This is a genomic window from Mycobacterium sp. (assembly GCF_019247615.1).
GTDB lineage: Bacteria > Actinomycetota > Actinomycetes > Mycobacteriales > Mycobacteriaceae > Mycobacterium.
Genome location: NZ_JAFBAT010000206.1, coordinates 26,247 through 44,756, shown reverse-complemented (window position 1 = coordinate 44,756; position 18,510 = coordinate 26,247). Strand labels below are relative to the sequence as shown.

At 69.4% G+C, this 18,510-nt stretch carries 20 protein-coding genes; 13 read left to right on the top strand and 7 right to left on the bottom strand.

Annotation, left to right across the window (positions count from 1 at the left end; all coding sequences use genetic code 11):
- Positions 1–32: 32 nt before the first annotated feature.
- From JO059_RS14440 to JO059_RS14430, 3 genes are read left to right on the top strand one after another with little or no spacing between them, the layout of a single operon-like run.
- Positions 33–1,190 carry an 8-amino-7-oxononanoate synthase gene (locus JO059_RS14440; RefSeq protein WP_293319806.1) on the top strand — a complete coding sequence of 386 codons (1,158 nt, stop codon included), beginning with the start codon at positions 33–35 and terminating at the stop codon, positions 1,188–1,190.
- A 9-nt stretch (positions 1,191–1,199) separates the two neighbouring features.
- Positions 1,200–1,880: a dethiobiotin synthase gene (bioD, locus tag JO059_RS14435; RefSeq protein ID WP_293319804.1), complete on the top strand. Its 681-nt coding sequence runs from the start codon at positions 1,200–1,202 to the stop codon at positions 1,878–1,880.
- A complete protein-coding gene (locus JO059_RS14430) occupies positions 1,880–2,389 on the top strand; it encodes a 2'-5' RNA ligase family protein (RefSeq protein ID WP_293319802.1) in 510 nt (169 codons plus the stop codon). Before bioD ends, JO059_RS14430 begins: the two co-directional genes overlap by 1 nt.
- A gap of 116 nt (positions 2,390–2,505) precedes the next feature.
- On the opposite strand, the gene JO059_RS14425 is transcribed toward JO059_RS14430, so the two are convergent.
- The 4 genes from JO059_RS14425 to JO059_RS14410 all read right to left on the bottom strand — a co-directional run bounded on the left by JO059_RS14425 (position 2,506) and on the right by JO059_RS14410 (position 6,388).
- Positions 2,506–3,879, bottom strand: coding sequence for a hypothetical protein (locus JO059_RS14425; protein ID WP_293319800.1), 1,374 nt, complete (start codon positions 3,877–3,879; stop codon positions 2,506–2,508).
- Entirely contained in the window at positions 3,876–4,265 is a 390-nt protein-coding gene (locus tag JO059_RS14420) for a hypothetical protein (RefSeq protein WP_293319798.1), read from the bottom strand. Before JO059_RS14420 ends, JO059_RS14425 begins: the two co-directional genes overlap by 4 nt.
- A 4-nt stretch (positions 4,266–4,269) precedes the next feature.
- A complete protein-coding gene (locus tag JO059_RS14415) occupies positions 4,270–6,102 on the bottom strand; it encodes a hypothetical protein (protein ID WP_293319796.1) in 1,833 nt (610 codons plus the stop codon).
- Between the two features lie 94 nt (positions 6,103–6,196).
- Positions 6,197–6,388, bottom strand: coding sequence for a hypothetical protein (locus JO059_RS14410; RefSeq protein WP_293319794.1), 192 nt, complete (start codon positions 6,386–6,388; stop codon positions 6,197–6,199).
- Positions 6,389–6,522: 134 nt separating this feature from the next.
- Between JO059_RS14410 and bioB the strand changes: the two genes are divergently transcribed.
- Genes bioB through JO059_RS14395 form a run of 3 tightly spaced genes read left to right on the top strand, consistent with a single transcriptional unit; the run spans position 6,523 to position 8,457 of the window.
- Complete coding sequence (gene bioB, locus JO059_RS14405; protein ID WP_293319792.1) at positions 6,523–7,560, top strand: biotin synthase BioB; 1,038 nt, start codon at positions 6,523–6,525, stop codon at positions 7,558–7,560.
- A gap of 13 nt (positions 7,561–7,573) precedes the next feature.
- Complete coding sequence (locus JO059_RS14400; protein WP_293319790.1) at positions 7,574–7,801, top strand: hypothetical protein; 228 nt, start codon at positions 7,574–7,576, stop codon at positions 7,799–7,801.
- Positions 7,798–8,457, top strand: coding sequence for a DUF2567 domain-containing protein (locus tag JO059_RS14395; protein WP_293319788.1), 660 nt, complete (start codon positions 7,798–7,800; stop codon positions 8,455–8,457). The genes JO059_RS14400 and JO059_RS14395 overlap by 4 nt, the downstream gene beginning before the upstream one ends.
- A 19-nt stretch (positions 8,458–8,476) precedes the next feature.
- On the opposite strand, the gene JO059_RS14390 is transcribed toward JO059_RS14395, so the two are convergent.
- Positions 8,477–9,817: a lipase family protein gene (locus JO059_RS14390; RefSeq protein ID WP_293319786.1), complete on the bottom strand. Its 1,341-nt coding sequence runs from the start codon at positions 9,815–9,817 to the stop codon at positions 8,477–8,479.
- A gap of 163 nt (positions 9,818–9,980) precedes the next feature.
- The gene (locus JO059_RS14385; protein WP_293319784.1) at positions 9,981–10,703 is read right to left on the bottom strand and encodes an NUDIX domain-containing protein; all 723 of its coding nucleotides are present in this window, start codon (positions 10,701–10,703) and stop codon (positions 9,981–9,983) included.
- Positions 10,704–10,749: 46 nt separating this feature from the next.
- Here JO059_RS14385 and nadA point away from each other — a divergent pair, with 46 nt between their 5' ends.
- The 3 genes from nadA to nadC are packed head-to-tail and all read left to right on the top strand — an operon-like array spanning position 10,750 to position 14,263.
- Positions 10,750–11,799, top strand: a complete 1,050-nt coding sequence (nadA, locus tag JO059_RS14380; RefSeq protein ID WP_293319782.1) for a quinolinate synthase NadA — start codon at positions 10,750–10,752, stop codon at positions 11,797–11,799.
- Positions 11,799–13,406: an L-aspartate oxidase gene (locus JO059_RS14375; protein WP_293319817.1), complete on the top strand. Its 1,608-nt coding sequence runs from the start codon at positions 11,799–11,801 to the stop codon at positions 13,404–13,406. The genes nadA and JO059_RS14375 overlap by 1 nt, the downstream gene beginning before the upstream one ends.
- A 2-nt stretch (positions 13,407–13,408) precedes the next feature.
- The gene (gene nadC / locus JO059_RS14370; protein ID WP_293319780.1) at positions 13,409–14,263 is read left to right on the top strand and encodes a carboxylating nicotinate-nucleotide diphosphorylase; all 855 of its coding nucleotides are present in this window, start codon (positions 13,409–13,411) and stop codon (positions 14,261–14,263) included.
- 39 nt (positions 14,264–14,302) lie between these two features.
- Here the strand turns inward: nadC and JO059_RS14365 are convergent, their stop codons facing one another.
- Complete coding sequence (locus tag JO059_RS14365) at positions 14,303–14,722, bottom strand: nitroreductase family deazaflavin-dependent oxidoreductase (protein ID WP_293319778.1); 420 nt, start codon at positions 14,720–14,722, stop codon at positions 14,303–14,305.
- Positions 14,723–14,768: 46 nt separating this feature from the next.
- Here JO059_RS14365 and hisD point away from each other — a divergent pair, with 46 nt between their 5' ends.
- From hisD to hisH, 4 genes are read left to right on the top strand one after another with little or no spacing between them, the layout of a single operon-like run.
- Entirely contained in the window at positions 14,769–16,115 is a 1,347-nt protein-coding gene (hisD, locus tag JO059_RS14360) for a histidinol dehydrogenase (RefSeq protein WP_293319776.1), read from the top strand.
- On the top strand, positions 16,112–17,251 hold the full coding sequence (locus JO059_RS14355) for a histidinol-phosphate transaminase (protein ID WP_293319774.1): 1,140 nt from the start codon (positions 16,112–16,114) through the stop codon (positions 17,249–17,251). Before hisD ends, JO059_RS14355 begins: the two co-directional genes overlap by 4 nt.
- Entirely contained in the window at positions 17,248–17,880 is a 633-nt protein-coding gene (gene hisB / locus JO059_RS14350; RefSeq protein WP_293319772.1) for an imidazoleglycerol-phosphate dehydratase HisB, read from the top strand. Before JO059_RS14355 ends, hisB begins: the two co-directional genes overlap by 4 nt.
- 5 nt (positions 17,881–17,885) lie before the next feature.
- Positions 17,886–18,509, top strand: a complete 624-nt coding sequence (hisH, locus tag JO059_RS14345) for an imidazole glycerol phosphate synthase subunit HisH (protein ID WP_293319816.1) — start codon at positions 17,886–17,888, stop codon at positions 18,507–18,509.
- The last annotated feature ends 1 nt before the right edge of the window (position 18,510 follow it).

Below are 18,510 nucleotides of genomic sequence, written 5' to 3'. Positions count from 1 at the left end.
TCGAGGTTGCGCGCCTCGTAGGCTGACGGGTCATGGACGCCTTCGCGCGGGCACCGATCGAGACATCCCCGCTGGCCTGGCTCGAGGCCACCGAACGGCAGCGCCGCGACGCCGGACTGCGTCGCTCGCTGCGGCCGCGCGCCGCCGTGGCGACCGAACTGGATCTGGCGTCCAACGACTACCTGGGTCTGTCACAACATCCCGACGTCATCGAGGGCGGCGTGGCGGCCCTGCGGGTCTGGGGCGCCGGCGCCACGGGTTCACGCCTGGTTACCGGCGACACCGAGCTGCACGAGCAATTCGAGGCCGAGCTCGCCGAGTTCACCGGCGCCGCCTCGGCGTTGCTGTTCTCGTCGGGATACACGGCCAACCTCGGGGCGGTAGTGGGCTTGTCGGGGCGCGGTTCGCTGCTGCTTTCCGACGCCTACTCGCACGCATCGCTGGTGGATGCCTGCCGGCTGTCGCGGGCCCGGGTGGTCGTGACGCCGCACCGCGACGTCGCCGCCGTGGAGACGGCCCTGGCAGCGCGCGACGAGGAGCGCGCCGTCGTGGTCACCGAATCGGTGTTCAGCACCGACGGCGCGCTCGCTCCGCTGCGCGACCTCCACGAGGCCTGCCGCCGCCACCGCGCGCTGCTCATCGTCGACGAGGCCCACGGCCTCGGCGTGCGAGGCGGGGGACGGGGACTCCTGTACGAGCTCGGGCTCGCCGGCGCCCCGGACGTCGTGCTGACCACGACGTTGTCCAAGGCGTTGGGCAGCCAGGGCGGCGCGGTCCTGGGTCCCGCGGCGGTGCGCGCCCACCTGATCGACGCGGCGCGGCCGTTCATCTTCGACACCGGCCTGGCCCCCGCCGCGGTGGGCGCCGCGCGGGCCGCGCTGGGGGTGCTGCGGACCGAAACCTGGCGCCCGGGGGCCGTGTTGACGCACGCGCGCGAATTGGCCGGGATCTGCGGCGTATCGCAGGCGCCGCAGTCGGCGGTGGTGTCGGTGATCCTCGGCGACCCGGAAGTGGCGGTGGCGGCGGCGGCCGCGTGCCTGGACGCCGGCGTCCGGGTGGGATGCTTCCGGCCCCCGACCGTGCCCGCCGGCACATCGCGACTCCGCCTCACCGCGCGCGCGTCCCTGGATGCCGCCGAAATCGAGCTCGCGCGCCGCGTGCTGACCGATGTGCTCGCCGGGTCTCGTTAGGGCCTGCCATTGACCGTCCTGGTCGTGACGGGCACGGGCACGGGCGTCGGCAAGACGGTGGTCACCGCGGCGCTGGCCTGTCACGCCCGCCAGGCGGGCATAGACGTGGCCGTGTGCAAACCGGTCCAGACGGGCACCGACTCCGGCGATGACGACCTCGCCGAGGTGGAACGGTTATCGGGCGTCACCGAGCTCGCCGGTCTGGCTCGATATCCGCAACCCCTCGCGCCGGCCGCTGCGGCCGCCGAGGCCGCGACGGCGCTGCCCACCGGTGACCAGCTGGTGCAGCTCATCGCCGGCCTGGACCGCCCGAGCCGTCTGACGATGGTGGAGGGTGCGGGCGGATTGCTGGTCGAACTCGCCGACGGGGGAGTCACGCTGCGTGATCTCGCCGTTGAGCTGCGTGCCGCGGCGCTGGTGGTGGTCACCGCGGAGTTGGGTACCCTCAACCACACCGCCTTGACCCTGGAATCACTTGCGGCGCAACAGGTTTCATGCGCGGGATTGGTGATTGGGAGCTGGCCCGGGGCGCCCGGATTGGTGGAGAGCTCGAATCGGTCCGCGCTGGGCCGGCTCGCCCCCCTGCGCGGTGTCCTGCCCGCCGGCGCCGGATCGATGGGCGCCGCCGACTTCGCGGCCCTGAGCGCCGGCGCCTTCGACCGTGACTGGGTCACCGCGTTGGTCCGCTGATGGTGCATTCAATCGAGCTGGTGTTCGACTCCGAGACCGAGGCGGCGATACGTGGCATCTGGGAGGCGCTGGCCGGCGCCGGAATCCCCAGTCAGGCCCCCGCAAGCCGGCCGCATGTGACGCTGGCCGTCGCCGACAGCATCGACCCGCGGGTCGACGGGCTGCTGCGGACGGTCAGTGAGCGGTTGCCATCGGTCGCCGCGGTCGGTGCACCGGTCCTGTTCGGGCGGGCGAGTGTCGTGTTCGCGCGGCTCATCGTGCCCACGAGCGAGCTGCTGGCCCTACACGCCGAGGTGCACCGCCTCTGCCGTTCACAGCTGACTCCCGAGCCGATGGCGAACAGCCTGCCCGGTCAGTGGACCGCGCACGTAACGCTTGCCCGCCGGGTCGGCGGACACCAACTCGGGCGTGCGCTGCGCATCGCGGGCCGGCCGTCGCAGATCGACGGCCGCTTTGTGGGTTTGCGCCGCTGGGACGGCAACATGCGCGTCGAGCACCCGATTGGCTGATGCGCAGTCCTTCGCACGGGGGCGCTCGGCGAGTGTGCAACCAGGGCGGGGGCTGTGAATCCAGGGCGGCTCACTTCGGCGTGTCGTCGCCACCGGCGCACACCCGTCGACCGGCTTCAGCCGCCGAACAACAGGTACAAGCCGGTGAACGTGTAGCCGACCATCACCAGCATCATGGTGAGCTGACCGGTGAGCTGGTGGCCCTCGGGCAGCACTCGCAGCGCTTTGTCGTGGGCGGCGATGACCGCCAGGATGTGCCCGGTGACCACGCAGGCCACCTTGATTCCGGCGAGCACCGGCGGGTGCATCGAAAGCACATAGGCAACATGCAGGTGCGCCAGCCCCAGCAGGTTCCAGCCGCGGCCGAACGGGTCGGCCAGGGCGAAGACGGCCTGCTGCCCGCGCTCGACGAGATAGCTCAAGTAGTGGGCGAAGACGTAGCCCACCACGATCGGGATGAGCGAATGCGCCAGCTGGCCGGGCAGCGCGCGACGTTGCGCACGGTCGACGCCGCCGGTGGCACGGGCCGCGAAAGAAAATGTCAGTGCCACAACAGAAATGAAGACGATCAGTCCGATGGTCCGCAGCAGCGACGACGACAGCGCCGGCGCCAGGCCCGGGGCGCGCGAGAGCCGATCGGCGAAGCCGCGCCACGTCGGGGAGGAGGAGAAGCTGTCGAACGCGGTCGATCCGAGCAGCACTGCCAGCGTCACGACGATGCCCGGGCGCACGGGCAGCGACGGCAGGTGGTCAAGCGGATTGCCGATGACGATTTCGCCGCTCACCGGGTGGCGGCGAAAAGGGGACAGGCGAGACACGGCCATGCTGTAGACGCCGAACGGGTCGGCCCGGGCGAACCAGCGCTGACCCCACAGCCAGCCCCCGGCCAGCATCAGTATGGAGTAGGTCCCCAGCCAGGCCTTGACCCAAGCCAGCGATGCCGAATTCGGGCTGGCCAGCTCCATCCAGACGAAAGCGAACAGGCCCGCAGCCGCCGGCCGGTATCCCCAGCCTTCGGGGTAGGACCGCCCATCCGCCGGACCGGGCCGGCCAGCTGTTTCGGGCACGAGGCGCCGCAGCAGCACATACATCGTGCGCATCGGCGAGAGCACCCGCCAGACCGGTCCGAAAGCCAGCGACAGCGCGACCAGCCCGACCCATAGCAACACGTAGAACGCCCCGAGCAGGGCGTTGGACTCCGATTGCGGACCCCACACCCCGGCCACCACCACCCACGCCGCGAAGACCAACGCCAATCCGGCGACCACGCCGCGGGTCGCCGGGGCGTCGACGAAGGCGGTCACCGCCGTCGGCAGCGGGTGGCCCGGCTTCTCCGGGTCGAACCGCGGTCGCCGCCACGCGAAGGCGACCAGCGCGAACGTGAACGTCAACGCCCACGCGGCACCCACCATCGCGTACAGGTAGGGGACCGGGAGGTCGCCCGAGCCGCCGAGACCGTGCGCGAGCACCGTCGCGCCGGCGGAGCTCACGGCTGTACTTGGATGGTCGCGATCGTGCGGTTCAGATGGTGCAGCTCCACCTCGACGTTGCCGGGGACGTCGACGCTGAACTGAAATGTCTGGTTGGGGGCGGCGGCGACCTCGAACTTGTGATCCGGGGTCGAGTGCACGTGCAGCTCGTCGGTGGCGTCGCTGGTCACCCGCAGGGTGATGGGCTGGCGCACCTTGGCCTGCAGGGCGGCGTTGGTCGGGGTGACCTGACCCCGGGCGATGGTGACATCGAGATTCAGGCCCGCGGCGGGCGAGGGGTTCTGCGACTTCCCGCCGCAGGCCACCAGAGCACACAGCAAGGCCCACAGCAAGGCCCCCAGCAAGGCCGACACGCGCGCCGAGACGACGGTGCCGCGAACCGTCATCGGGTCACGCCGCTCTGGGGGCGCCGGGAACGGGCTGCCTCTCCTCGACCGGCTCGGGAGCGTTTTCGGCGTTGTTGAGCCGGCCCGCGCCCCACGTCAGCGCCGAGATCACCATCAGCGTCAAGAACAACACCACGATCCCGCCGGCGGTGAACAACCAGGCAGGCGCGCTCTGATCCCGTTCGCGTTGCAGGATGGTCACTTCCAGGACGAACGGGCGCGTGCTGGACGCGAGCGCGGGGACCTCGGCCGCCGGGATGGCGTCGTCGGCCGGCTCGAAGATCGGGACGGCCGTCATCGTGCGCCCGTCCTGGACCCGCAGCAGCGTCTTCCAGGAACCCCACACCGGCACCGGCTGGGTGGACCGGAAGTGCCCCGGCCCCACCTTGGCGAGCTTGTCGATCATCAGGCCGCGGTTGTTCTCCATCCGGCCCTGCCAGGACAGGATCGAGAGCCATTCCGGGTGGTCGCTGACGAACGGCGGGGTGAGCTGGACGTCCGCGGACACCATGCGCTGTCCGGCCGGGCTGGGCAGGTCCGTCAGCGTGACCGTGGCGGTGTTCTGCCGCGGCACCGTGATGTGCAACCCGTTGGCCACCGCGCCGCCGATCACCACCACCGCCGACGCGATCACGGCGATGCCGAGCTTGCGGCCCGGGAGGCGCTGGCCGGTGAGGACCATGCCGAACATCGCCCCGCAGATACCGGTCAGCACGCCCACGGGCACCGACATTGCCAGCGCCTCGCCCCACATCTTCACCGGCCACGGGTAGTGGTACACCGCCCCGATCCACAGCGATTCCAGCCAGAGCCCCAGCGTGGCGACGGCGAGGCCGGAGACGGCGCCGAAAGCGATGGGGCGCTTGAACAGGGGAGTCAGCGCGACGAGCTCGACGACCAGCGCGGGTCCCAGGTACAGCGGGAACCAGTTGATCGCCGCGCCCAGGATGGGTCCCACGAGCAACGAGACCGTGCCCCGCAGCGCGATGGCGAACAGCGCGGCAATGATCGCGGCTCCCCGCCCCATCGTCACGCGGGCGGCGACGGCCGCCAGCGCGGCCGCCGCGGCGATCAGCATCGGCTGGAACACGAGGCGGAACTGGGGGACGCCGAAGTCGAATTCGATCTGATAAACCGACAGGCCGATGAACAACCCGCCCAGCGACAAGTACCGCAGGAACGTGATGAACGGGCCGTGCACGACCTCCTCGGCGTCGGTCTCGCCTTCCCGCTCGAGCATCAGCACCGCGAAAAGGGAGAAACATGCCCCGCCGATCATCATCAAATGCGTTGGACCCCAAAGCGTTACGTCCTGACCGAAGATCCGGTGCCAGATGTCGTCGAGCGGGAACCCGATCAGCGCGTACATGCCGCACCCGGCCATCAGGACTCCGCCGACCGGCGCGTACCAGTTGCGTGTGATCCGCACCGCGGCCGGGCCCGGTTTGTCGAACGGCAGCACGACCGCCAGCATTCCTCCGACGAAGATCCCGAACAGGCCGATGATGATGAAGTAGTGCGCGGGGTTGGCCAAGGGCCCGGGGTCACGGCCGTTGCCGATGTGCCAGCTGACGTCCCAGATGAATCCGAACAGGGCGCAGATGATCGACGTGGTGAACACCAGGACCGGCAGTGCCACCCAGTTGGGGCGGTGGAACTTCGCGCCCACCCGGTCGGCGAAGCGGGTCAGCCACTCGATGCGATGGGTGCGATGGGCGTACCCGACCCACAGCATGATGGCGCCGATCACCACCGCGGCGATAGACAGCCCGATCACCTGATTCAGACCGGCCCCGCGCGCCGGTGCCTCGGCGACAACCATCAGTCCCGACCTCATCGTGAAACCCCTTTCACATTGGATGGCCGCTTCGCCAGCTGTGACACAGCTCGCAGGATCCGGAATGCCCCGATCGAGACCTTGTCAATCACGGTCAATCGCGCTTTGTCTGCGCCGCGTCGCCGCGCCCGTCCGGATTGTCGGAGCCGCCGTTACGGCGGTCGCGCAACGCCACGTAGAGGATCACAGCGACGACGGCGATCGCCGGCAGGAACGCCGGGATCGCCAGCAGGAGCATGTGGTGCGCCACATACTCGACGTGCGTAGCAGTTTGCGTAGGGATCATTGTGCTGGCATACCCAGGCAATCACCAGCTTCTGCGGCCGTTACCCTACTTTGAACACTTTTGTTCAGGACGCCACGACCGCGTGGCGGGGGCGGTCGCGCGCGGCCGCCGACGGATGCAAGGGGAGTCAACTCGTGACGCAAGCGGCCACGCGACCGACAGCCGAAGCCGACGGCCATGGCGACATCCTGGAAGTGGCCCGCCGACAGGTGCTTGAGGACGGCCGTGGGCTCGGCCGCGAACAGGTGTTGCGGGTGCTGCAACTGCCCGACGAACGGCTCGACGAGCTGCTGGGGCTGGCCCACGAGGTGCGGATGCGCTGGTGCGGCCCGGAGGTCGAGGTCGAGGGCATCATCAGCCTCAAGACCGGCGGTTGCCCGGAGGACTGCCACTTCTGCTCGCAATCGGGGCTTTTCTCGTCGCCGGTGCGCAGTGCGCGCCTGGACATCCCCAGCCTGGTGGAGGCGGCCAAGCAGACGGCCAAGTCGGGTGCCACCGAGTTTTGCATCGTCGCCGCGGTGCGCGGGCCCGACGAGCGGTTGCTGGCCCAGGTTGCGGCGGGCATCGAGGCGATTCGCGACGAGGTGGACATCAACATCGCCTGCTCGCTGGGGATGCTCACCGCCGAGCAGGTCGACCGACTCGCGGCGATAGGAGTGCACCGCTACAACCACAACCTGGAGACGGCCCGCTCGTTCTTCCCCAACGTCGTCACCACGCATACCTGGGAAGAGCGGTGGCAGACGCTGTCGATGGTGCGCGATGCCGGCATGGAGGTGTGCTGCGGCGGCATTCTCGGCATGGGCGAGACGTGCGAGCAGCGCGCGGAGTTCGCCGCCGAACTGGCCGAACTCGGTCCCGATGAGGTGCCGTTGAACTTCCTCAACCCGCGACCGGGCACCCCGTTCGGTGACCTGGAAGTCATGCCGGCCGGCGAGGCATTGAAGGCGGTGGCCGCGTTCCGGCTGGCGTTGCCCCGGACGATGTTGCGCTTTGCCGGGGGCCGCGAGATCACGCTGGGCGACCTCGGCGCCAAGCGCGGCATCCTGGGCGGTATCAACGCCGTGATCGTCGGCAACTACCTGACCACACTCGGCCGCCCCGCGGAAGCCGATCTCGAGCTGCTGGGAAATCTGCAGATGCCGATCAAGGCCCTCAACGCGAGCTTGTAAGACACTGAGAAGCGTGGCTCGGGAACTCGGCGCACCGGTCAGTGCCGGCGTCTACAACGTATACACCGGGGAACCGGGGGGAACGGCCGTGCCGACCGCGGCCCGACTGGGCCTCGAGCCGCCCCGGTTCTGCGCCGAGTGTGGACGCCGGATGGTCGTCCAGGTCCGGCCGGACGGCTGGCGGGCGCAATGCTCGCGGCACGGACCGGTGGACTCCGCCGACGCGGAGGCGCAGCGGTGACCCAGCACGACGTACCCGAGGCCTCCGAGCCCGCCGGTGTCGCCCGCACGCCACCGTTGCGCGCGATCGTCATCGTGGCGGTGGGAGTGGCGGTCACCGGTGTGGTGCTCGGCGGGGTCTGGGCGTTCATCGCGCCACCCATCCACGCGGTCGTCGCGATCACGCGCTCGGGTGAACGGGTTCATGACTATCTGGGCGCCGAATCCGAGCACTTCTTCGACGCGCCGTGTCTGCTGTTGGGTGTGCTGACCGTGCTGGCGGTGGTGGGCTCGGTACTGGTGTGGCAGTGGCGTGAACACCGGGGGCCGGGGATGCTTATCGGGCTGTCGATCGGCATGCTGGCCGCGGCTGCCGCCGCGGCCGGAACGGGTGCGCTGTTGGTTCGGCTGACCTACGGCGCGGTGAACTTCGACGCGGTACCGCTTTCGGGAAAGCCGTCGGTGGCGTACGTCCTTCAGGCACCGCCGGTGTTCTTCGCCCTCGGGCCGCTGCAGGCGGCGCTGACGCTTTTGTGGCCCGTCGCCGTCGCCGCGCTCGTGTATGCCGCGCTGGCGTCTCTCGAGGCTCGCGACGACCTCGGCGGACTGCCGGCTTCAGCGAACGGTTCGCCTCAGCGGCCGATGGAGCCGGAGGCTCCGGAAGCCGCGGTGTCCTAGCCGACACCGGAACGCACGCTTACAGCGGACGGTGCGGGATTTTCCTGCCCATGATCACCTTGGCCGCGATCTTAATGAGCCGCGCCATGCCGACGTAGGTCATCGGGTGGAACATCGTCGGCCAGGTGGTCCGGATCAAGTGTTCCGTCAGCGGTCGGTCGGCGAACCGGTCGGTGAGCCAGCGCAGCGTCATCGGCGCGGACAATGGGTGGAGAACGATGTGCTCGTTGAACGCGTCGCGGTGGTAGGTGACCCTGGCGCCGCCGGCGGAATAAGCGTCGGCCAGCGCGTCGATGTCGTTCACGTCAATGAGGTAGTCGTGCACCGCCTGCACGATCAGGACCGGCGGCGTCGGCACCGCGGCTCCCAGCCTGATGCTGTCGAAGACGTAGGAAACCTCGGGTGTGGACAGGATGTCCTCGAGCGGTTGGTCGAGGTAGTCGCCCATGTCTTTGCCCGCCATCCGGACGACGGCCTCGACGGTCGTCATGTCCTTGAGCGAATCGAGCAGGTCACGGCCCTCGTCGTTGACGTGCTCCTTGATGATGCGGTCCAGGTCCGGGTAGATGCGGGCGAGGGCGGCCACCACCAGGGCGGGCAGGCCCGCCAGCAGGCTGCCGTTGAGCCGGCGGAAGGTGTTGCCCAGATCGCCGACGGGCGAGCCCAGAACTGCGCCGACGATGTCCAGCTCGGGCGCGTAGTCGCCGCACATCTCCGCCGCCCAGGCGCTGGCCAGCCCGCCGCCCGAGTAGCCCCACAGCCCTATGGGCGCCGACGGAGAGAGCGCGATCCGTTCTGAGCTCAAGGCGGCGCGGATTCCGTCCAGGACGCGGTAACCGGGCTCGTACGGCGCTCCCCAGGAACCGTGAATGCCCTCGTGGTCGGGCACCGAGACGGCCCAGCCCTCGGCGACGGCGGCGCTGATCAGCAAGAGCTCGAACTGGCTCAACGAGCCCAGGGCCTTCGCGCGGCGCCGCAGCGCGTAGGACGGAAAGCAGCGGGACGTCATCGCGTCGATGGCGCACTGGTATGACAGCAGCGGGCAGGCCTGGCCCGGGGCGCGCTCGGCCGGGGCGATGACGGTCGTGACCGTGGCCTCCGGCTCGCCATTCATGTCCATGGTTCGGTAAAGCAGCTGGACGGCCCGCACCGGCTGCGGGACCAGACCGAGAAACGCCAGCTCGACGTCGCGAGAGCGCAGCACCGTGCCCGGCTGGGCGTGCTGATAGCCCGGCGGCGGCTGGTAGAAGGGGTCGTCGGAGGGCAGCAGCGGCCGCACCTTGCGTTGCAGTTCCTCGTGCTGCGGTCGGGCGATCCACTCCGCGCCGCGTTCACCTGCCAGATTGCCGAGCTCAACCATTCAGGGTCCCTTCTTGGCCATCCGGCATTGTCGCGTATGAACGGGCGGTAGCCAAAGCGTAATCGGCGCATATGTGAGCCAGTTCTCGTCTGTTTGTAGCTCACCCGCGCGGTGTCATTGACCAATTAAGGCCAATTTACCGGTGTGTCGCGGTTGGGCCGATTCACGGTTGGCCGGGTGGGCGAAACGCCGCGAATTCGTCGGTCACCCGAAGTTGAGAGTCGGTGAAGTGGTAAAGCGCCGCGGGTCGGCCACCGCTGCGGCCGGACTGCGCTATGGTGCCGGTCTGCGTGATGACCCCGCGGCGGGCGAGGACCCGCTGCAGATTAGTGGCGTCGACCTGGTAGCCGAGCGCCGCGCCATAGATGTCGCGCAGGGTGGAAAGCGCGAATTCCTTTGGTGCCAAGGCGAATCCGATGTTGGTGTAGGACATCTTGGCGACCAGCCGGGCGCGGGCGTGGGTCACCATCGGGCCGTGGTCAAACGCCATGGGCGGAAGCGCATTCACCGGATGCCAGCGGGTGTCGGGCGGCAGCTCGGGGGTGGCGGGGGAGGGCACCAGACCCAGGAAGGTCGATGCGATCACCCGGGCGCCCGGCACCCGGCGCGGGTCCGAAAACACAGCAAGCTGCTCGAGGTGAGCTAGCTCACGCAGATCGACCTTTTCGGCAAGTTGACGCCTGACCGACGTGGTCAGATCCTCGTCATTGCGCAGCCGCCCACCCGGCAGCGACCATGCTCCTTTCTGCGGATCCTTGGCACGCTGCCATAACAGCACGTTAAGCTGCGGTTTCGCTCTCGGCGGCGCTCCCTTAACCTGCTCCGAAACCCGGCGAACCTGGAACACGACCGCAAGCACTTCATGGGCGGTGCTACTATTGGCCATGTTTTCGATTCTAAGTCGAAAACCTCCTAGCGCGAAAGGAGCCGCCGTGACGGTGCTGACCCGCATGGACACGCTCGCGGACGACATGAGTGCGCGTATCGCGAACACGCCCGACGGCTACCGCGGCGTCGACGCCGACGAGCAATGGGCCGCCGAGGTCCGCAGACTGGCTAAGTTGCGCGGCGCGACCCTCCTTGCGCACAACTATCAGCTGCCCGCCATCCAGGACGTCGCCGACCACGTCGGTGATTCGCTGGCCCTGTCGCGGATCGCCGCGGACGCACCCGAGGACACCATCGTGTTCTGCGGGGTGCACTTCATGGCCGAGACCGCCAAGATCCTCAGCCCGCAAAAGACCGTGCTGATTCCGGATCAGCGGGCGGGTTGCTCGCTGGCCGACTCAATCACCCCCGACCAACTGCGCGCCTGGAAGGAAGAGCACCCCGGCGCCGTCGTCGTCTCCTATGTCAACACCACGGCCGCCGTCAAGGCGCTCACCGACATCTGCTGCACCTCGTCCAACGCCGTCGAGGTGGTCGAGTCCATCGACCCGGACCGCGAGGTGCTGTTTTGCCCCGATCAATTCCTGGGCGCCCACGTCCGCAGGATGACGGGCCGCAAGAACCTGCATGTGTGGGCCGGTGAATGTCACGTGCACGCCGGGATCAACGGCGACGAGCTCACCGAGCAGGCCCGCGCCAATCCCGATGCCGAGCTGTTCGTACACCCCGAATGTGGTTGCGCCACTTCGGCTTTGTACCTCGCGGGCGAGGGCGCCTTCCCGGCCGACCGGGTGCGGATCCTGTCCACCGGCGGCATGCTCGACGCCGCTCACCAGACGCGGGCGCGCAAGGTGCTGGTCGCCACCGAGATCGGCATGCTGTACCAATTGCGCCGGGCGGCACCGCACGTCGACTTCCGCGCCGTCAACGACCGTGCGTCGTGCAGGTACATGAAGATGATCACCCCGGCAGCGCTGTTGCGCTGCCTGGTCGAAGGCGCCGACGAAGTTCGCGTCGAGCCCACGATCGCCGCCGCGGCCCGGCGCAGTGTGCAGCGCATGATCGAAATCGGGCAGCCGGGCGGCGGCGAATGATCGCCCGTCCCGATTGGACCGACACCGCCGACGTCGTCGTGATCGGCATAGGTGTGGCGGGATTGGCGGCCGCGCTGGCCGCCCATCGCGACGGCGCCAGGGTCGTTGTGCTGGCGAAGGCGGACCAGGCGCGTGGGGTGACCGCGACGCACTACGCACAGGGCGGCATCGCGGTCGTCCTGCCGGGTAACGACGATTCCGTCGACGCCCATGTCGCCGACACCCTGGCCGCAGGCGCGGGCCTGTGCGATCCGGACGCGGTGTGCTCGATCGTCGTTGACGGCTACCGCGCGGTGTCCGAATTGGTCGGTGCCGGAGCCCGATTCGACGAATCCGCCCCGGGCCGCTGGGATGTGACACGCGAGGGAGGTCACTCGCGGCGACGCATCGTGCACGCCGGCGGCGACGCCACCGGCGCCGAGGTTCAGCGCGCACTCGACCACGCCGCGGCCACGCTGGACATCCGCACGAGCCACGTGGCCCTGCGGGTGTTGCGCTATGACGCCTTGGGCGAAGAACGGGTGACCGGGGTGATGGTGGGCAACCCGCAGGGGTACGGGATCATCAGCGCGCCCTCGGTGATTCTGGCCTCGGGTGGCCTGGGCCATCTCTACGGCGCGACCACCAACCCCGAGGGCGCCACGGGCGACGGAATCGCGTTGGCGCTGTGGGCCGGTGTCGCTGTCAGCGATCTCGAGTTCATCCAGTTTCACCCGACGATGCTCTACAGCCCCGCCGCCGGGCGCAGCACCGGCAATCGGCGTCCGCTGGTCACCGAGGCGATCCGTGGAGAGGGTGCGATATTGCTTGACAGCCGCGGCAATTCGGTAACGGCCGGTGTTCACCCCATGGGCGATCTGGCGCCGCGCGACGTCGTCGCCGCGGCGATCGACGCGCGGCTGAAGGCCACCGGCGATCCGTGCGTCTTCCTCGACGCGCGCGGCATCAAGGGCTTCGCAAGTCGGTTTCCCACCGTCACCGTTTCCTGCCGCGCCGCCGGCATCGACCCGGTGCGCCAGCCCATCCCGGTCGTGCCCGGCGCGCATTACAGCTGCGGCGGCGTCATCACCGATGTCCACGGCCAGACCGAGCTGCCCGGGTTGTTCGCCGCGGGCGAGGTGGCCCGCACCGGAATGCATGGCGCGAACCGCTTGGCGTCCAACAGCTTGCTGGAAGGGCTGGTGGTCGGGGGCCGCGCCGGAAGGGCCGCGGCCGCACACGCGGCGGCGGCCGGGCATGCACGCCGTTTGACCTTCGGGGCGCCCGAGCCGATCACCCACACCGCACTCGATCGCAACCACCTGCAACGCGCGATGAGCCGTGATGTGTCCGTGGTGCGGGATGCCGCCGGGTTGAAGCGGTTGTCGGACACGCTGTCCGGGGCGCGGGTCCGGGACGTGGCCAGCCGCGGCGATTTCGAGGATGTCGCATTGACGCTCACCGCCCGGGTGGTGACCGCAGCGGCGTTGGCACGCAACGAGAGTCGCGGCTGCCACCATCGCGCGGAGTACGCGGAAGCCGCGGCGGAACACGCTCGAAGCAGCGTGCTGAGGCTGGGCGAGGATCACAACTCGGTCCGGTTGGAGGCGCTGGAGGCCGTGGGTTGACGATGCTGTCCGACAGTGAACTCGACGCCGCTCGAGACATCATTCGGCGCGGGCTGCACGAGGACCTGCGCTACGGGCCGGACATCACCACGTCGGCCACGGTGCCCGCCGGTGCGGTGGCCCCGGCGTCGATGGTGCCTCGCGAGGCCGGCGTGATCGCCGGGGTCGAGGTGGCCTTGCTGGTGTTGGACGAGGTGCTGGGCGCCGGCTCATATCGCGTGCTCGATCGCGTCGAGGACGGCGCCCGGCTGCAGCCGGGCACGTCGCTGCTGACGGTGCAGGCGGATACTTGCGGTCTGTTGACCGCCGAGCGGACGATGCTGAACCTGCTCTGCCACCTGTCGGGCATCGCCACGGCGACCGCGGCCTGGGTCGAGGCGGTGTCGGGCACCAGGGCCAAGGTCCGCGATACCCGCAAGACCCTGCCCGGCCTTCGGGTGCTGCAGAAATACGCGGTGCGGGTGGGCGGCGGCGTCAACCACCGCCTGGGGCTCGGCGACGCGGCGCTGATCAAGGACAACCACGTCGCGGCCGCCGGATCCGTCGTCGAAGCGCTGCGCGCGGTCCGCGAAGCCGCACCCGAGCTGCCCTGTGAGGTTGAGGTCGACTCGCTCGAGCAGCTCGATGCGGTGCTGGGCGAAAAGCCGGAGCTGATCCTGCTGGACAATTTCCCGGTGTGGCAGACGCAGATGGCGGTGCAGCGCCGGGACGCGCGCGCGCCCGCCGTGCTGCTCGAGTCCTCCGGCGGCCTCACTCTCGAAAACGCGACGACCTACGCCGCGACCGGGGTGGACTACCTGGCCGTCGGCGCGCTGACCCACTCGGTGCGCGCGCTCGACATCGGCCTCGACATGTAACTGACCGTTTCGGTGTGCCGGCGCACGCCCGACGGGAACTCAGGCGATGTCGGCGACGAACACCCCCATCCGGGGCAGCTGCATGCGCGCCATCCGCGGCAGGCCTTCGGCCTCGGGGCCGCCGGAGCCGGCCGGCAGGATCCGCGGGTTGGTGAGGTGCACGGTGCGGCGGGCGAGATGCAGGTCGGCCTGCCCCGCGGCCAGCACGTTCTTGACCCAGTCGGTCTTGCCGTGCGCCAGGGCGATCGCCAGCACGTCGCCCTTGCGATAGGCGGTGACGATCGTCTTGTAGGGCTTGCCGGATGTGCGACCGCGATGCTCGATGGTCCCGGTTCCGGGCAGGTAGCGCGCGATCGGCTTGAGCGCATTGTTGAGATATTTGACCTGAAGGTTCTCAAACCAGACCGGGAAGACCATCGGAACGCCCGGGGCGTTGTTGGGGTGATCCTTTTTCGACATGACGGCACTGTACCGGTCGGATATCGACTTGAGCTGCTCTGGGACAATGGACAACATGAGCGTCACCCAAGCGTCGCCGATGGCCCGCATCGACCTGCGCGGTGCGGAGCTCACGGCTGCTCGCCTGCGGGCGGAGCTGCCGCGCGGCGGCGCCGACGTGGAGACCGTGTTGCCCCGGGTGCGCCCGATCGTGCAGGCGGTCGCCGAGCGCGGGGCCGAGGCGGCCCTGGACTTCGGGGCGTCCTTCGACGGAGTGCGGCCGGCGACGGTCCGGGTGCCCGATGCTGCGTTGCAGGCGGCGTTGGACGAACTCGATCCCGCCGTCGGCGAGGCGCTGCGGGTGATGATGGAACGCACCCGCGCCGTCCACGCCGATCAGTGCCGCACCGACGTGACCACGGCGATCGCCCCCGGCGCGACGGTGACCGAGCGCTGGATTCCCGTGGAGCGGGTGGGCCTCTACGTGCCGGGCGGCACTGCGGTGTACCCGTCCAGCGTGGTGATGAACGTGGTGCCGGCCCAGGCCGCCGGTGTCGGCTCGCTGGTGGTCGCCAGCCCGCCGCAGGCCCGCTTTGCCGGATTGCCGCACCCAACGATCCTGGCCGCGGCCAGGCTGCTGGGCGTCGACGAGGTGTGGGCCGTGGGTGGCGCGCAGGCGGTGGCGCTGCTGGCCTACGGCGGAACCGACCTCGAAGGAAGCGAACTCAGACCCGTCGACATGGTCACGGGTCCCGGCAACATCTACGTCACCGCCGCCAAGCGGCTGTGCCGCTCACGGGTGGGAATCGACGCCGAAGCCGGGCCGACGGAGATAGCGATCCTCGCCGACCACACCGCGGATCCCGCACACGTGGCCGCCGACTTGATCAGCCAGGCCGAACACGACGAGATGGCGGCCAGCGTGCTGGTTACCCCGAGCGAGGACCTGGCCGGCGCAACCGACGCCGAACTGGTTGCCCAGCTGCAAACGACCGTGCACCGCCAACGGGTGACGGCCGCGCTGAGCGGACGCCAATCGGCGATCATCCTGGTCGACGACCTGGATGCCGGGGTAAAGGTCGTCAACGCCTACGCCGCTGAACACTTGGAGATCCAGACCGCCGACGCGCCCCGGGTTGCCAGCCGAATACGTTCGGCCGGGGCGATTTTCGTGGGGGCCTACGCGCCCGTCAGCCTCGGCGACTACTGCGCCGGCTCCAACCACGTGCTGCCGACGGCGGGCAGCGCCCGGCATTCCAGCGGCCTGTCGGTGCAGACCTTCCTCCGCGGCATCCATGTCGTCGACTACACCGAGGCGGCCCTCAAAGACGTCTCCGGACACGTCGTGACCTTGGCCCAGGCCGAGGACCTGCCGGCGCACGGCGAGGCGGTACGTCGGAGGTTCGAACGATGAGCACGGCCAAACCGACGCTGGACGACCTGCCCCTGCGTGAGGATTTGCGCGGCAAATCCCCCTACGGGGCACCGCAATTGGCGGTTCCGGTGCGGCTGAACACCAACGAGAACCCGCACCCGCCGACCAAGGCCCTCGTCGAGGACGTCACGCGATCGGTGGCGCGGGCCGCCGCGGACCTGCACCGCTACCCCGACCGCGACGCGGTGTCCCTGCGCCGAGACCTCGCGGCCTACGTCACGGCGCAAACCGGCATCCGCTTGTCGCTCGAAAACCTGTGGGCCGCCAACGGTTCCAACGAGATTCTGCAGCAACTGCTGCAGGCGTTCGGAGGCCCGGGGCGCACCGCGATGGGGTTTGTCCCGTCGTACTCCATGCACCCGATCATCGCCGATGGCACCCGCACCGAATGGCTCGAGGCGCCCCGCGCCAAAGATTTCAGCCTCGACGTCGATGTCGCGGTCGCCGCCATCACCGACCGCCGGCCCGACGTCATCTTCGTCGCCAGCCCGAACAATCCTTCCGGACAAAGCGTCTCGCTTCCGGACCTGCGGCGGTTGCTGGACGTGGCGCCGGGCATCGTGATCGTCGACGAGGCGTATGGCGAGTTCTCCTCGCAGCCCAGCGCGGTGACACTGGTTCCGGACTATCCGGCCAAGCTCGTCGTCACTCGCACCATGAGCAAGGCGTTCGCTTTCGCCGGCGGCCGGCTCGGCTACCTGATCGCCACGCCGGCGATGATCGACGCGATGCTGCTGGTGCGGCTTCCGTATCACCTGTCGTCGGTCACCCAAGCCGCGGCCCGGGCCGCGCTGCGGCACGCCGACGACACGCTGGGCAGCGTGGCTATCCTGATGACCGAACGTGAACGCGTCACAACGGCTCTGAGCGGCATGGGTTTTCGGGTGATCCCGAGCGACGCCAACTTCGTGCTTTTCGGGGAGTTCGCCGATGCGCCGGCCACCTGGCAGCGGTATCTCGACGCCGGTATCCTGATCCGCGACGTCGGGATTCCCGGCTACCTGCGCGCCACCACCGGGCTCGCCGAGGAGAACGATGCCTTCCTGCGGGCCAGTGCCCAGATCGCGGCCACCGAACTGGCCCCCGCACCAGCCAGCCCCGTAGGAGCACCGTGACCACCACGCAGACAGGGAAAGCCGCGCGGCGCGCGCGAACCGAACGTCGCACCAAGGAATCCGACATCGTGGTCGAGCTCGACCTCGACGGCACCGGACAGGTCCACGTCGACACCGGCGTGCCGTTCTACGACCACATGCTCACGGCGCTGGGCAGTCACGCCAGCTTCGATTTGACCGTGCGCACCGAAGGCGACGTCGACATCGAGGGTCACCACACCATCGAGGACACCGCCATCGCGGTGGGACAGGCGCTTGGGCAGGCCCTCGGCGACAAGAGGGGCATCCGCCGGTTCGGCGACGCGTTCATCCCGATGGACGAGACGCTGGCCCATGCCGCCGTCGACGTGTCCGGCCGGGCCTACTGCGTGCACACCGGCGAGCCGGATCACTTGCAGCACACCACCATTGCCGGCAGCTCGGTGCCTTACCACACCGTCGTCAACCGCCACGTGTTCGAAACATTGGCCGCAAATGCGCGCATCGCGCTGCATGTGCGAGTCCTGTATGGCCGCGACCCCCATCACATCACCGAAGCCCAGTACAAGGCGGTGGCGCGCGCGCTGCGTCAGGCCGTCGAACCCGATCCCAGGGTCGCGGGCGTACCGTCGACCAAAGGCGTTCTGTGACCGGTCTGCTACGGCGAAAATCGGTGGTCGTTCTCGACTACGGCTCGGGCAACCTGCGGTCGGCGCAGCGGGCGCTGCAGCGGGTCGGCGCGTCGGTGGAGGTGACGGCGGATGCCCGCGCGGCGGCGGCCGCCGACGGTCTGGTGGTGCCGGGGGTCGGGGCGTTCGAGGCGTGCATGACAGGCCTGCGCAAGATCGGGGGTGAGCGGATCATCGCCGATCGGCTGGCCGCGGGCCGCCCGGTGCTGGGCGTGTGTGTCGGCATGCAAATACTGTTTGCCCGCGGGGTCGAATTCGGGGTGGAGACGACGGGCTGCGGGCAGTGGCCGGGAGCCGTCACCCGGCTGGACGCGCCGGTGGTCCCGCATATGGGGTGGAACGTGGTGACCCCCGGTCGCGGCAGCGAGCTCTTCAATGGGCTGGACGGAGGCGCCCGGTTCTATTTCGTGCACTCCTACGCCGCCCAGCGGTGGGAAGGTTCGGCCGATGCGGCGCTGACCTGGGCCACCCACCACGTGCCGTTCCTGGCCGCCGTCGAGGAAGGGCCGCTGGCCGCAACCCAGTTCCACCCGGAAAAGAGCGGCGACGCCGGCGCGGCCGTCCTGAGTAACTGGGTGGAGAAACTCTAAG